Source organism: Rhodococcus sp. NPDC057135 (genome assembly GCF_042670865.1).
Lineage (GTDB): Bacteria > Actinomycetota > Actinomycetes > Mycobacteriales > Mycobacteriaceae > Rhodococcus_F.
Map to the genome: position 1 here is coordinate 468,331 of NZ_JBHUUU010000004.1, position 14,200 is coordinate 482,530.

Sequence of the window (14,200 nt, forward strand, 5' to 3'; positions counted from 1 at the left end):
TGTCGGACCTTGCCGTCACACTGATGCTGTGCGAGTTGTCCTGGTCCCCGGTAGTACGACGTCCACGGGAGCTGTGACGGCAACTGTCCTACGGACCGATCCCGGTGGAACGCCACTTGGCGATCCGGTCGAGTATCCCGATCTGATCGCAGCGGTACGCACCATCGAGGAAGCCGAGCACCCGCGGTGGGTGTGGCCGAGTACGGCGACCGTGTACCCACCGCTACTGCGGGCAGGCGTACGGGTTCAGCGGTGCCACGACATCTCCCTGACCCGCGCGATCCTCGGAATGCGCGTCGGCAAACCGTCACCACCTGCCGACGAGTTCGACGACGACCGCCTCGGTCTCTTCGACACCGCCCCCGTTCTCGATCCCTTCGCCGTCGCCACCGAATTCGCCGAGCAGCGCGCAACCATCGGCACGGATGCGCGCCTGGATTTGTTGATCGCCGCAGAATCGGCCGGGGCGCTCAGCGCCGCGGAGATGACGCACACGGGTCTGCCGTTCTCGACCCGGAAGCACCGCGCACTCCTCGAAGAACGGCTGGGGCCGCGCCCGACCGGATACGACCTCCCCGCTCGTATGCAGCAACTTGCCGCCCAGATCAGTGAGGTCTTCGGGCGCACGGTCAATCCTTCGTCGTCGGTGGAAATCACCGAGGCGTTCGGGCGCCAGGGCATCGAACTGCCGTCGACGCGCAAGTGGTTTCTGCAGGAGATCGATCATCCGGCGGTGCCTTTGCTCCTGCGCCATCGCGAACTCGCCAAGCTGTACAGCACCAACGGTTGGCAGTGGATGGACAGTTGGGTGCGAGGCGATCGATTCCGTCCCATCTACGTTCCCGGTGGTGTCGTCTCCGGTAGGTGGGCGAGCCGGGGCGGCGGGGCTCTGCAGATCCCTAAAACCATGCGCTCGAGCGTCGTCGCCGATCCCGGTCACGTGTTCGTCGTCGCCGACGCCGGTCAGCTCGAACCCCGAATTCTGGCCGCCATGTCCGGCGACCGCCGCATGATGGCCGCCGCCGGCGACGACGATCTGTACGCGCTTGTCGGTGCCGAAGCCTTCGGCGGTGACCGAGCAAAAGCCAAGGTCGCAATCCTCGGCGTCCTGTACGGGGCGACGGCGGGTGAAGCCAAAGCACTACTCATCTTGCTGCGGAAGCGATTCCCGGTCGCCGTCGAGTACGTCGAGCAAGCTGCGAAGGCAGGCGAGCGCGGCGAGGTGGTTCGGTCACTGCTCGGCCGGGCCTGTCCCCCACCGTCTCCCGACTTCTACTCCCACGGCGACGCTCATGCCCGCGGTCGTTTCACGCGGAACTTCGTCGTGCAGGCCACCGCGTCCGAGTGGGCGCTGTGTCTCCTGGCCGACCTCAGGCGACGCCTCGCCGAAGATCCGGACGGCGAATTGGTCTTCTTCCAGCACGACGAAGTGGTCGTGCATACCCGCAACCCCGAAACTGGTACCGCGCACGTGCTGGCCGCAGCTGCTTCGGCAACTCGATTGCTGTTCGGCGACACAGTGGTCCGTTTCCCCATGGACGTCGCAGCCCGCGAGACATACGGCAAAGGCACTTCGTAGCGTCGTCAATTCCACTCCAAGTGGTTCCACCGCGCCCGTATTGCGTGTTCTACTGGAAAACGTTGCTTTGTTGGTGCTGGTCGACTGCGTTCGAGGAGAACCATGACCAAGCTGGATACAACTGACGCAGAACGGAACGAGCACGGTGCGGTCAAACGCCTTCGCGTGCCGATCTTCACCGTTATCGCCCTTGCGATCTTCGCCTTCGTCGCAGGCGGATTCGGAGGTTCTTTCCAAGGCAAACTCGCCGAGGTTCAAAAGAACGACAACGCCTCATACCTCCCGAGTTCTGCCGAATCGACGATCGTCAGCAACCAATCCGCGAACTTCCTTGCCGTCGAGACAATCCCTGGTTTTGTTCTGTTCCATCGAGATTCGGCCCTCACCGAGGCAGACAAGTCTGCAATCAACTCGGCGTACGACGCCATTTCCGGCATCTCCGGAGTAGACGCCGACGGTATGCAGCCCACCCAGTACTCCGCCGACGGCACAACTGCGTCGATCTTCGTGCCACTCGTCGCCAAAGACGGTGACACCGCCGTGGCAGGTGATGTTCTGGCGACCACTGAACAGAACGTCATCGACGCCGCGAAGCAGGCTGCCGGTGATGTCGAGGTACTGCCCGCCGGACCAGGTGGGCTACTCGTTGCATTCATCGACGCCTTCGCCGGTCTGGACGGAGCGCTGCTGGGTGCGGCACTTCTGGTCGTGATCCTCATCCTGCTTGTCGTGTACCGGTCGCCTGTCCTGTGGTTCTTTCCGCTGTTCTCCGCACTTCTCGCAATCGGCTTGTCCTCGATGGTGATCTACTTCCTCGCGAAGGCCGAAGTACTCACGTTGACCGGCCAATCCCAAGGCATCCTCTTTGTCCTGGTGATCGGTGCCGGTACCGACTACGCCCTACTCTTGATTTCTCGCTATCGCGAAGAACTGCACACGTATCCCAACCGCTTCGACGCGATGATCAAGGCCTGGCGCGAGTCTGCGCCGGCCATCACCGCTTCGGCTGTCACCGTAATTCTCGGTCTGCTGTGTCTGACATTCTCTCAACTCAACTCCAACAAGAGCCTCGGACCCGTCGCCGCCATCGGCATCGCCTGCACCTACCTGGTGATGATGACGTTCATGCCGGTCGCTCTGGCCGCCACCGGACGGTGGGTCTTCTGGCCGCGCAAGCCCAAGGTCGATCACGCCGCAGACCTTACGACGCACGGGATGTGGGGCAAGATCGCCGAGGCCGTCGGCAGCAAGGACCGTCCACTGTGGATCGGTGCCACTGTCTTGTTGATCATCCTGTTCGCAGCCGGGATCGGCAGTCTCAAAACCGACGGCCTGACGTCCACCGAAAGCTTCACCAACCGCCCCGACGCCGTTGTCGGACAAGAACTCTACGACTCGAAGTTCGATCCCGGAGCGGGCGCACCGGCCGTGATCACCGCAAACGCCGACCAGGCTGATGCCGTCATCAAGGCTGCCAGCGGTGTCGAAGGTATCTCGCAGGATCCCGGCGCCGTCTGCACGCAGGTGGACGTCGCGAAGGTCAGCGATCTGATCAAGACCAACCCCGCTGCCGTCGCACAAGCCGCTGCTGCGGGTTGCGCCCCTGCAGCTTTCACCGTTGCACCGATCGACGGCCGAACCATGATCAACGCAACCCTCGCCGACTCCTACGATTCACCGCAGGCACTCGACACTGTCAAGCGACTGCGGACGGCGGTGCACGGCGTGCCCGGCGCCGACGCACTTGTCGGCGGCAGCACGGCCACCACCCTCGACGTCCAGGCCGCCTCGGTCCGCGACAGAAACCTGATCATCCCGATCGTGCTGGTGGTGATCTTCCTGGTCCTGGCCGCTTTGCTTCGCGCTCTGCTGATCCCGGTGATTCTCATTGTCACCGTGGTGCTTTCCTTCGCGGCGACACTCGGCGTGAGCGGATTCTTCTTCACCCACGTATTCGGGTTCGCCGGGGCGGATCAATCGTTCCCGCTGTTCGCCTTCGTGTTCCTGGTCGCTTTGGGTATCGATTACAACATCTTCCTGATGACCCGAGTGCGGGAGGAGACGGGAGAATTCGGCACCCGCTCAGGTGTTCTGCGCGGCCTTGCCGTGACGGGCGGTGTGATCACGTCAGCCGGAATCGTCTTGGCCGCAACATTTGCCGTACTGGGCATCCTGCCACTGGTCTTCCTCGCCGAGATCGGATTTGCCGTGGCCTTCGGCGTGCTGCTCGATACGATCATCGTGCGCAGCGTCCTGGTTCCGGCGCTCTCGCACGACATCGGGAAACGCATCTGGTGGCCGTCCGAACTGGCCCACGCAAAAGACTGATCGACTACAGAAACGCTTCTTTTGTCCACAGGTGAAAGAGTGCGTAGGCACGCCAGGGCCGCCAGCGCTCCGACAACGCTGCTGCCTCTTTGCCTGACGAAACCCCCAGCGCACGTTTCAACACCAGATCATCGGGTACAAATGCGTCGCGATCACCAAGAATTCGAACGGTGAGATAGTCAGCGGTCCACGGTCCGATTCCCGGTAGCGCCAACAACTCTTGTCGAAATTGGACGGGATCCGCATCCCAGGTGAGTTCGAGGCCGTCCGCTGCGGCAGTTGCCAACGTATGCACCGTTTTTGCGCGCGCCGTGGTCAATCCGACGGCTTTCTGAATGTTCTCCGGTGATTGCGCTGCAACCGCGCCCGGATCAGGGAAGGCAAGAAACTCCCCGTCCACCGACTCCCCGAATGCGCCGACAAAGCGTCCACCGAACGTCCTCGCCGCGCCGAGCGAAACTTGTTGTCCCAGAACAGTGAGCACCGCCGTCTCGAACCCGTCCACGGAGCCGAGTACCCGCAATCCCGGACGGGCCGCCACGAGTGGGGCCAACAACTCGTCGCCTCCGAACGCTGCCTCGACAGCGGTGTGATCGGCGTCGAGGTCGAGCCAACGACGCACGGTCGCCTCGAGTACCTCGGAATCCGATTCCGGTGCAGCAGCATCCACCACCACGTAGTCATCACTCCACGACACCGACACGACTGCCGGGCCGGAAGGCAACGGTATGACCCTGGTGTGAACACCGTCATCGTGACGCTCCAAGCCGGCGACGCAGTGAGCCCGCAATGCGCCAGTGAGCGGTTCGACCGCATACGGTTTCTGAAAGTACAGCTTCACCTCGCTCACCGGCTCGATTCCAGATCCAGCAGAATCGCTTTCAATTCGGGGCCACCCGCGTACTGCCCGAGGCTGCCGTCGCTGCGCACCACCCGGTGACACGGGACCACCAACGGCAGCGGGTTCTTTGCGCAAGCGGTCCCCACGGCACGCACGGCCCGTGGACTACCCGACGCTGCTGCGACCACCGAATAGCTTGCGGTGTGGCCGTATTCGATTTCGGGGAGATGTCGCAACACTTCGCGTCGGAACCCCTTCGCGAGTTGGAAATCCAAGTTCAGATCGAATTCCCTACGCGCACCGGCAAAGTACTCGTCCAGTTCCCGAGCGACGGTGTCGAGCCTTCGCGGGTAATGCAGAACTCGGGGGCTGACCGTGTCGGCCAATCGTTCCAGAACCCGATCGTGCCCTTCGACGGCAAAAGCAACCCGCACCAAACCCACATCGGTCGCCGCCAGCAGTAGCTTTCCAACAGGTGAATCGACGGTTCGGTACGCCACGTCGATCAATTCGGCTTCGGAGGCCTCCGTGGCCAGGCGCGCGCGAAGTCGGGTCAGAGCGTCGGCGTCAACGGCTGGAAGTGCCTCGAACACTTCGGCGTCGGTATTCATGAGTGACTCCCTTCCGCAGCGGCGGCAGACAAGTAGGTTCTTCTTAAAGTGGCGATACCGTCGGCACCCGCACGTCTGGCGGCTGCCGGAGTATTACCGAGGATGTCCGCGATCTCTGCGTACGGCAGCCCACCCAGAAAGTGATAGGCGACCGCCGCACGTTGTTTGAGTGGTAGTTGTTCGAGTGCTTCCCACAGTTCGTGATCCCACGTGCCAGGTACGCCGATTCGGGTCGGCAATTCCGGAACGTCGTCTGTCGGAACGGCCACGCGGGCACGCACTCGGGTGATGTCGATAGCCTTGCGGTGCGCGATGGTCACCAGCCAGGCTTCGATGTTCGCGTCCGGGTTCAGATCCGGATAGGCCCGCATCGCTGCGATGAACGTCTCGGACCACGCGTCCTCGGCGTCGACGGGACCGACGACCGCACGGCAGACCCGAAGGACCACAGCACCGTATTCGGTCACGACGTCTTCGAACGGTTTCAGTGTCACGATCGGTAGACGTTCCCGATCACCGAATTGTGAGTCGAGCGCATCAGAAGAGGACATCCGATTCGCCGCCGTGCTCTCGATCGAGGAGGAAGCGCTTGCGTTCGAGGCCGCCGGCAAAACCGGTCAGGCTTCCGTCGCTTCCGACCACGCGATGGCAGGGAACGATGATGCTGATCGGATTCTTACCGTTTGCCGCAGCGGCCGCGCGGATCGCAAGTGGGTTACCCAAAGTTTGCGCGAGCTCCATGTAGGTCCAGGTTTCGCCGTACGGGATCGTTCGCAAGACGTCCCACACTCGCTTCTGGAACTCTGTACCCACGGGCGCCAGCGGCACGGAGAACTCCGTGCGATCACCCTCGAAGTACTCCGTGAGCTGCGATTCGACTTCACCGAAGACCGCCGGGGAACGATCACCGAATGTGGACTCGTCCGGCTTGTGACGATGCTCCGCCATGTACAGCCCGCAGAGGTTCTCACCTGCCGCTACCAGCGTCAACGCCCCGATCGGCGAGTCGATCACGGTATGCGTCCGGATTGCCGTCATGTCTCGATCCTTCCAGGTTGCGCGGTGCAGCAGGCAGCGGGTGAATTGATTGTCCGCGCTGGCACCGACACCTCGAAGACGCCGCGCGCCTCGTGAATGTGAGATTTACCTGTACTTTGACGTCACATCAGGCAGTATCGAGGGATGGCTCTAGTTTTGCCCGGAAGCTCCACCGTCGTCCGCTCCGTCGGCGACGTGGTGCACTGGTCCCTGTCCACGGTCGCTTTTGCGGTCACCCTGCCCACTCGACTCGAGGCGCTCCTCTTCTCCGTCGAGAGGTTGGTGGCTCGCATCAACCAGATCGCTGACAACGCCGACCGCGTCGTCATCGGAGCCGCCGCCGTGACCGTTCGAGCGGAGACGTTGGTCGAAGCAGTCGAGCAGACCTCGGACATCGCGGGACAACTCCTCGAGATCTACGAGCCCATCGCCCTGCAGCTCGCGCCGCTGGCCGCAAGGTTCGCCGACGACCTTTCCGAGGCGGAGGTCAGCGCCGCGATCAAACTGATCGACCAACTGCCGGAGCTCACCGACCGGGTGACCGCGGTGCTGCCCATCCTCGGAACCCTGGACTCCGTCTCGCCCGAGATCCACGAACTCCTGGGAGTGGTCAAGGACCTGCGGCAGGCGATTGTCGGAGTGCCCGGCTTTCACTTCTTCCGCAAGCGCGGCGAAGCCAAGCTCGATTGATACCGTCGCGGCGAAGCCAAGCTCGATTGATTTTTCAGGCCGAGTAGCCGTTGGTTCCGGCCCGCGTCATGACGACCTTCGGAACTACTGCTCGAGACGAAAGTTTGAGCAGACCGTCCACCAACTCCACGATGTCCTCGACCTTGATCATTTTGTCGGGTGTGATCCGATCGTGCGTCCACGCCGACATGTCCGTGTCGACGTAACCGGGAGCGATGGCCGTCGCACTGACGCCGTTTCCGGATTCCTCGGCGTTGAGAGCCTCCACCATCGAAATCAGTGCAGCTTTGGTGGCTCCGTACACCGCCAGACCGCTCTCGGCATACACGCCGGCCATCGAGGCGAGGGCGATCACCTTTGCTCCGCCGGCGAGGTCGGCGTCTGCCGCATTGCGCAGGAGCGGCAGCGATGCTTGTAGGAGCGCGAACGGTGTCCGGAGATTGACGGCGACGGTCTTGTCGAAACGTCGCATGGGGTAGTCGGCTACTCGCCCACTGGTTCCCACTCCGGCGTTGAGGATGAGTGCCCGCATGGAGCCGAATCGCTCGCCGTGTGTGGCAACGAGTGCTGCGGCGAAGTTCTCGTCCGCCATGTCGCCGGCCGAGACTACGACGTCTGGCGACCCGGCGCGCGTAAGTTCTTCGGCGACCACGGCGAGTCGTTCGGCGTCGCGTGCGGTGATGGTCAGCCCGTACCCTTGCGAAGCCAAGCGTGTTGCGATGCCGAGTCCGATTCCCTTGGAGGCACCGGTGACCAGTGCTGATCGGCTCATTCGAATTTCCCTTGCAGTGCGTTGAGGCCGGCCGAGATCAGCTCCGGCACAGAAGATCCAGCCTTGTCGAATCCCCCGCCGACGGTGGCGCCTGCCCGGAATCGGTGATCGATGCCTTGCGCCACGACGGCGAGTTTGAAGAACCCGAGCGCCATGTAGAAATTCCAGTGTGCCAGTTCTCGACCTGACACGGTCGAATACCGTTGCGCCAGATCGACAACAGACGGTAGCGACGGACTGGTCCACGCGGCAGGCTCACCCAGAACCAGATCCAGCGCGGGGTGCCGGTAGACGCACATCATCGCGATGTCGGCCAGCGGATCTCCCAGCGTCGACAGTTCCCAGTCCACCACTGCGGCAACCTTGGTGACGTCGTTCGCTGTGAGAATCGTGTTGTCGATTCGGTAGTCGCCGTGCACGATCGACGAAGCGGATTCGGCCGGAATCAATTCCGCGAGGCTCGCCGCCAACCTGTCCACGTCTGCCGAGTCCTCGGTCTTGACGCGTGACCATTGACCGGCCCACAACTTCACCTGACGGGCCACGTAGCCGTCGGGTCGGCCGAGTTCGCCGAGACCCACGGCGTTGTAGTCGACGTCGTGCAGGGCGGCCAGAACGCGCACCAACTCGTCGGTGCACTGCGTGACCTGTTCCGCCGGAACCGCTTCCAGTTCGGTTTTGGTCCGGATCACTTGGCCGGTGACGAATTCGACCACCGTGAACGACGCACCCATCACCGAGGCGTCCTCGCACAGCACGACGGTCGGAGCGACGGGTACAGCAGTGTTCTGTAACGCCGAGGTGATTCGGAACTCGCGCGCGACGTCATGCGCCGACGGAGTGAGGCCGGCAGTGGGCGGACGACGCAGAATCCACTTCGAGTTGTCGTCGAAGATTCCGTAGGTGAGGTTGGATTTGCCGCCCGAGATCAGTTCGGCTCGCAACTCACCGCTGACAGTGACGCCTGCGGCTTGCAGGTATTTGTGCAGCGCCGCCAGATCGAGTCCTGGAAAGTCCGTCACTTCGATTCCTCCCGCGCAGCCCGCTTCGCAGCTCCGACAACACGTTTCGCAATGGCCCAGCGATGAACCTCGGACGGGCCGTCGTAGACGCGGAAGGGACGCACTTCGCGGGACAAGCGTGCCAGCGGCAGATCGCCGGACACGCCCATTCCGCCACACATCTGAATGGAGCGGTCGACGATCCGGAAGATCGCCTCGGCAGCGTAGGTCTTGGCGATGGACGTCGCGTTGCTTGCATGCCCGCCCTGATCGAGTTCGAAGCAGGCCTGCACAAGAAGTGCGCGGCTGGCTGCGATGTCGATCTCGTTGTCGGCGACCATCTTCTGGATCATGCCGAGATCACCGAGTTTCGAGCCGAAGCCTTCGCGTTCGGCAACCCTGGCCACGGCAACGTCGTGGCCGCGGCGCGCCGCACCGAGCCAGCGCATCACGTGCGTCATCCGGGCGGGGCCTAGGCGAACCTGCGCGTAGGCGAAACCCTGATCGACCTCGCCGAGAACGGCCTCGTCGGGAACGAAGAGATCCTCGAACGTGACCTCGCAGTGCCCGCCGATCATGGCCTTGTCGAGGGTGTCGATATGACGACCCACGTGAAGGCCTGCAGTGTCCGTCGGCGCCAGGAACATGGTCGCTCCGCCGCGCTGCCCCGGCTCGCCGGAGGTGCGCGCCATGATGATGAAGAATCCGGCACCGTCGGCGCCGGTGATGAACCACTTCTTACCGTTGATCTTCCAGCCGCCGGGAACCTTCTCCGCGCGGGTGTTCAAGGCCGAGGGATCGGATCCGGCTCCGGGCGCGGGTTCGGTCATGGCGAATGCCGACCGCATGTCCCCGCTTGCGAGCGGCGCGAGGAACTGCTGCTTCTGCGCTTCGTTCGCGACGTGGGCAAGCATGTGAACATTGCCCTCGTCCGGCGCAGCGATGTTGAGCGCCGTCGGCCCGAAGAGCGAGTAGCCGGCTTCTTCGAAGACCGGCGCGCGATCACTCATGCTGAGCCCGTGACCGCCGTACTCGATCGGCGCATGGGGAGCGAAGACACCGGCTTCTTTTGCCGCAGCCTGCATCTCGATGCGAATGGCATCGCCACCCGCGACCGCGATGTCACCGGCATGTTCGTCTTCGATGGGGAGCACTACGTTGCGGGTGAAGTCGCGCGTCTTCTCGATCAGCGCCACCACCTCGGGCGCGTACGTCAGATCGATTGCCACCAGCCACCTCCGAAAGAACATCCCGACCGAGCGATCGCTCGGTACGAGCACTCTCGCACACGCCGACGCGTCGGGTCAACAATCTTCGAGCATTGCCTCACCCTGATCCAGCCGGCCGGCAACCACCATGTCGCGGTACAGATCGTCCTTGTCCATGAGCTCGTCATGGTTGCCGATGTTCCGGATCCGACCGTCCTCCATCACGACGATCCAGTCAGCGTCGCGCACGGTCGAGAGCCGGTGAGCGATGGTCACCACGGCCCCGGTGCGTGCACGTTCGTTGATCGCGTCGACTATGGCGGCTTCGGTGAGCGTGTCGACCTGGGCAGTGGCTTCGTCGAGCAGAAGCAAAGCACTCGGCCGCAGAACTGCGCGCGCCATCGCGATCCGCTGACGTTGGCCACCGGACAGCGAGGTGGCCGTCAGAGCGGTGTCGAGTCCGTTGGGCAGGGCCTCGATCGCGTCGTCGAGCCGGAGCAAGCGCAAAACAGCCTGAACTTCTTCGTCCGTTGCGTCGGGATGACTGAAGACGACGTTCTCCCGAATCGTTCCGGGTACCACCGGTGTCTCCTGCTCCACGTACGCGAGACTCTCGCGCACAGCGCGGTGATCGAGCGCGTCGTAACCGACTCCGTGCAGGAGAACCTCACCCGATCTCGGTTCGACGAATCGCAACACCGTCGAGAGCAAGGTCGTCTTACCCGCACCCGACGGACCGACGATGGCCATGTGCCCGCGCTCCGGAATGACGAGCGAGACATCACGCAACGCCGGCTGGTTCGAGCCGTGGTAGCTCACAGTGACATCGCGCAACTCGATGAGCGGCGCGGCAGCATTCGTGTTCTCGACGACGTTCACGACCTCGTCGTACTTCTCGGTGGGCAACGACTGCATCTCGCGGATTCGGATAGCCGCCGCGATTCCCGACTGAACGGAGGTCACGTTCTGCGCAAGCTCCGACACCGGCCCCATCAGGGTGAAGGCGTAAAGCAGAAACGCGATGAGCGTCGAGACGGCCATTTCGCCGTCGGCGACTCGCCAGGCACCAAAGCCCAAGATGGCGATGATCGAGCCTTGAATGGCGGTCCACGCGACAGTCCAGGCAGTTGCCGACACTCGCACCGCGGTGATCGCATGCTTTTTCGCATCGGACGCATTGTTCGTCACCAGAGCGCCGACGCGATCCTCGGCGAGGGAAACCTTGACCGTCCGGATCGCACGCAAGCCACCCTCGAGAACGCCGCCGAGCTGACCGAGCGATTCCTGGGTCCGCGCTTCGGCCGCGGAAATCCGAGGCATCAGAACGGCAAAGAGTATGGAGGCGAACACGATTGCCACCATGGTCACGCCCAACAACGGCAGATCCAGAACGCCCATCAGAACAATCGTTCCGATGGTCAACGCGGCTGCGTTCAGAATATTCACTGCGGCCGACGACGCCGCCTCCCTCAGCAGCAAGGTGTCCGACGTGACTCGGGTGACCAATTCACCGACCGATCGCGATTGCAGCGAAGGCACGGTCGCGGCGAGGAATCGCCTGACCAGTGAAGACCTGGCGTCGAAGACAACCTTCTCGGCGGCGGTTCCGAGAACGATCCACTGAGCACAGCCGAGCACCGCACCGACGACCAGAAGGACGACGAGCGTGAGGATCGGCCCCTTCAGTGACGCACCGGTATCGAGGGTGTCGAGAACCCACTTGGTGACCATCGGCGTTGCCAGCGTTGCGGCGGATCCGCACAGCGCCAAGACCAATCCGAGGAGGAGCGACGGCAGGTGCGGGCGAGCGAACTCCGAGAGGACGCGGAGATTGCTCCATTTCGGCGCGGGCTGAGGAGCATCGGATTCAAGCATGAATTTATGGAACACGAATGTTCCATAAAGGGCAAGAGGAATTCCGATACGGAAACACTGGATACCGAAACCGGACACGGCTACGCTTCGAATTCGTGACAACGATCCACAGCGCACCAGAACAAAGCGCGACCCGCGAGCGCACACGAAAGGCCATCCTCGATGCCGCCGTTTCGGTGTTCGCATCCAAGCCTGCCGCGACGCTCAGCGAGATCGCTGCAGCCGCGAAGGTCGGCCGGACCACCTTGCACCGTTACTTTCCCGAACGGTCAGACCTGGTCGACGCCGTCGCGGCCGAGGCCACCCGCGCCGTCGGAGAGGCCGCAGCAGCGGCGCGTCTCGGTGAGGGCTCCGGAGCAGAGGCACTGGTGCGCCTGTGCCACGAATACTTCGAACTGGCCGATCTTTTGACGGTCCTGTTCTTCACTCCCGGCGTGTATCAAGAAGATTCGTTTGCCGAGTCCGCGTCGAACGACGACGGAGTCAGCGACGCCATCGAGCGCGGACACTCCGACGGTTCCATCGACCCCGACATGGGTTCGGACTGGGTGCAGAACCTGTTGTGGTCACTGCTCTACACGTCGATGGACTACGTGAACCGCGGTTCCGGGACGCGACTACAGGCCTTGGACCTGACGGTTCGCAGCCTCCGCCGCGGAATCGCGCCCGATCCCGCGGTCTAGGTTGTCGGCTGCTTGAACAGCGGCACGCCGTTTGGTCACGCCTAGTTTGCGGTAGATCGAGCGAATGTGAGTCTTCACCGTGGGATAGGCGATGCCGAGGTGCGCGGCGATCTCGTCTGCAGTCATCGTGGTGCGCAGAAATGTGAGGATCTCTTTCTCACGTTCCGTCAGGACTCCGGCGAGTTGGGCAGAGAGCTGGCCCCGTTTTTCCAGAATCGTGCGCAGGAGCTCCTGGTGTCTCGACCCCTGTGTTGCGTGCGCGTTCAACAGATCGACGATTACCGGATCGCCGCTCAGAAATGGGGCGAGAATCCGCTCGGGGATTGCTTCCGCCAGCGCACGATCCAACTGCTCGTGCGCCTGCGGTCCACGCCCGGCGACGGAGCTCAGGGCTGCAGACGTGACCAGGGTGCTCACCAGCGCATATCGCGGCAGCGCGGCCGAGGTTGCCAAGCGAAGCGCTTGAGCCGACGGTTCCGGATCCCCCATGACTCGGTAGAGCTCCGCGAGAAGCGCGTGAGCGACCGCAGCACCTGTTCTGGTCAGCGTGGGCCTTCCGATGCGGCGAGCTTGCTCGTCCTGCCCTTGAGCGTGGGCGAGCCAAGCCGTGGTGACGCGCCGCAGCGTATCCCAGGGAATGCCGTGCTTGTCCGCAGTGCTCACGCCTCTCAGCAGACGAGCGGCGTTGTGGTACCGATCTTCCCGGTTCAGAGCGATCAGGCTCATCACCAAGTACAGACGGGCGAGCGCCTCGAAATTGGTTCCGGGGCTGCCCTCTACGATGATCGAGTCGAACTGAGCGATCGCCTCCTCGAAGTCGCCACGCCAGTAAGCGATGCACCCCCGATTCGACTGTGGGAGACCGCCTTCGAAGCGTTCCCAGTCGGACGCCACTTCTCGGGAAGGGAGCCCGTCGAGTATCTGTTCGGCTTCGGTGAATGCTCCCGCGTGGGTCAGCGCAAAGGCCAAGTTGGACTGTGCAAGACGCAATGTCTCCGTGCGCGCCTGCAACTGCGCCTCGTCACTGGCGGAGCGAAGTAGCGCGATGGCACGAGGAAGGTCACGACGAAGCCTGACCTCGGTCCATCCGAGGAGGAAAAGCGCGGACGGGTAGTCGTCCTCGGGCTCGCACTGGGCGAGCGCGTGACGCGCGCGATCGGCGATGACGGCCTTGGTCGAGGTGTCCGGAGCGAGCAGCAGGTCGGTGAAGCAGACGACAAAATCGTCGGACGCGACCCGCAGACCCTGTCCGCGGAGAAACTCCGCGCCGTAGGGATCGCCGCTGAGATCGCGGCAGCACGCCCGTATCAACAGGATGTGCGGATCGTGGGGATCGGGATGAGCAAGGCAGAGCTGCTCGAGTTCCCTGGTGTGAGATTCGAGAATCAAACGAAGCCAGTTTTTCCGCAGGACGCGTCGAGCCTGCTCCGCCTCACCAGAGGCGAGTGCGTCACGCACGGCTTCGATCATGTGTCGAAGATACTCGAGACGTTCGATGTCCGTGGAAATCCGGTCTCATCCGCTTCGGATGAGACCGCGATCGAAGGCTGCGGAAAGCAGTGAGAATTGCCGCA

At 63.1% G+C, this 14,200-nt stretch carries 13 protein-coding genes; 4 read left to right on the plus strand and 9 right to left on the minus strand.

The genetic code is table 11. From position 1 onward, the window contains the following. Positions 1-28 precede the first annotated feature (28 nt). Both ACFT1A_RS10360 and ACFT1A_RS10365 read left to right on the plus strand, forming a co-directional pair. Complete coding sequence (locus ACFT1A_RS10360; protein WP_378446901.1) at positions 29-1,579, plus strand: bifunctional 3'-5' exonuclease/DNA polymerase; 1,551 nt, start codon at positions 29-31, stop codon at positions 1,577-1,579. A 102-nt stretch (positions 1,580-1,681) separates the two neighbouring features. Then, positions 1,682-3,907 (plus strand): MMPL family transporter, encoded by a 2,226-nt coding sequence (locus tag ACFT1A_RS10365; RefSeq protein ID WP_378446902.1) that lies wholly within the window; start codon positions 1,682-1,684, stop codon positions 3,905-3,907. A 4-nt stretch (positions 3,908-3,911) separates the two neighbouring features. On the opposite strand, the gene ACFT1A_RS10370 is transcribed toward ACFT1A_RS10365, so the two are convergent. From ACFT1A_RS10370 to ACFT1A_RS10385, 4 genes are read right to left on the minus strand one after another with little or no spacing between them, the layout of a single operon-like run. Next, complete coding sequence (locus ACFT1A_RS10370; RefSeq protein WP_378446903.1) at positions 3,912-4,757, minus strand: DNA-3-methyladenine glycosylase family protein; 846 nt, start codon at positions 4,755-4,757, stop codon at positions 3,912-3,914. Then, positions 4,754-5,359, minus strand: coding sequence for a methylated-DNA--[protein]-cysteine S-methyltransferase (locus tag ACFT1A_RS10375; protein WP_378446904.1), 606 nt, complete (start codon positions 5,357-5,359; stop codon positions 4,754-4,756). Before ACFT1A_RS10375 ends, ACFT1A_RS10370 begins: the two co-directional genes overlap by 4 nt. Next, a complete protein-coding gene (locus ACFT1A_RS10380; RefSeq protein ID WP_378446905.1) occupies positions 5,356-5,910 on the minus strand; it encodes an RNA polymerase sigma factor in 555 nt (184 codons plus the stop codon). The genes ACFT1A_RS10375 and ACFT1A_RS10380 overlap by 4 nt, the downstream gene beginning before the upstream one ends. Further along, on the minus strand, positions 5,897-6,397 hold the full coding sequence (locus ACFT1A_RS10385; RefSeq protein ID WP_378446906.1) for a methylated-DNA--[protein]-cysteine S-methyltransferase: 501 nt from the start codon (positions 6,395-6,397) through the stop codon (positions 5,897-5,899). The genes ACFT1A_RS10380 and ACFT1A_RS10385 overlap by 14 nt, the downstream gene beginning before the upstream one ends. 144 nt (positions 6,398-6,541) lie before the next feature. On the opposite strand from ACFT1A_RS10385, the gene ACFT1A_RS10390 reads away from it, so the two are divergent. Further along, a complete protein-coding gene (locus tag ACFT1A_RS10390; protein WP_019745442.1) occupies positions 6,542-7,087 on the plus strand; it encodes a hypothetical protein in 546 nt (181 codons plus the stop codon). A 34-nt stretch (positions 7,088-7,121) separates the two neighbouring features. On the opposite strand, the gene ACFT1A_RS10395 is transcribed toward ACFT1A_RS10390, so the two are convergent. The 4 genes from ACFT1A_RS10395 to ACFT1A_RS10410 all read right to left on the minus strand — a co-directional run bounded on the left by ACFT1A_RS10395 (position 7,122) and on the right by ACFT1A_RS10410 (position 11,943). Beyond that, positions 7,122-7,859, minus strand: a complete 738-nt coding sequence (locus ACFT1A_RS10395) for an SDR family NAD(P)-dependent oxidoreductase (RefSeq protein WP_378446907.1) — start codon at positions 7,857-7,859, stop codon at positions 7,122-7,124. Then, positions 7,856-8,881, minus strand: coding sequence for a phosphotransferase family protein (locus ACFT1A_RS10400; protein WP_378446908.1), 1,026 nt, complete (start codon positions 8,879-8,881; stop codon positions 7,856-7,858). Before ACFT1A_RS10400 ends, ACFT1A_RS10395 begins: the two co-directional genes overlap by 4 nt. Further along, positions 8,878-10,089 (minus strand): acyl-CoA dehydrogenase family protein, encoded by a 1,212-nt coding sequence (locus ACFT1A_RS10405; protein ID WP_378446909.1) that lies wholly within the window; start codon positions 10,087-10,089, stop codon positions 8,878-8,880. The genes ACFT1A_RS10400 and ACFT1A_RS10405 overlap by 4 nt, the downstream gene beginning before the upstream one ends. Before the next feature lie 75 nt (positions 10,090-10,164). Continuing rightward, positions 10,165-11,943 carry an ABC transporter ATP-binding protein gene (locus ACFT1A_RS10410; protein WP_378446910.1) on the minus strand — a complete coding sequence of 593 codons (1,779 nt, stop codon included), beginning with the start codon at positions 11,941-11,943 and terminating at the stop codon, positions 10,165-10,167. Positions 11,944-12,038: 95 nt separating this feature from the next. Here ACFT1A_RS10410 and ACFT1A_RS10415 point away from each other — a divergent pair, with 95 nt between their 5' ends. Beyond that, the gene (locus ACFT1A_RS10415) at positions 12,039-12,626 is read left to right on the plus strand and encodes a TetR/AcrR family transcriptional regulator (protein ID WP_378446911.1); all 588 of its coding nucleotides are present in this window, start codon (positions 12,039-12,041) and stop codon (positions 12,624-12,626) included. Here the strand turns inward: ACFT1A_RS10415 and ACFT1A_RS10420 are convergent. Beyond that, on the minus strand, positions 12,561-14,096 hold the full coding sequence (locus tag ACFT1A_RS10420; RefSeq protein WP_378446912.1) for a LuxR C-terminal-related transcriptional regulator: 1,536 nt from the start codon (positions 14,094-14,096) through the stop codon (positions 12,561-12,563). The genes ACFT1A_RS10415 and ACFT1A_RS10420 overlap by 66 nt on opposite strands. Positions 14,097-14,200: the final 104 nt, after the last annotated feature.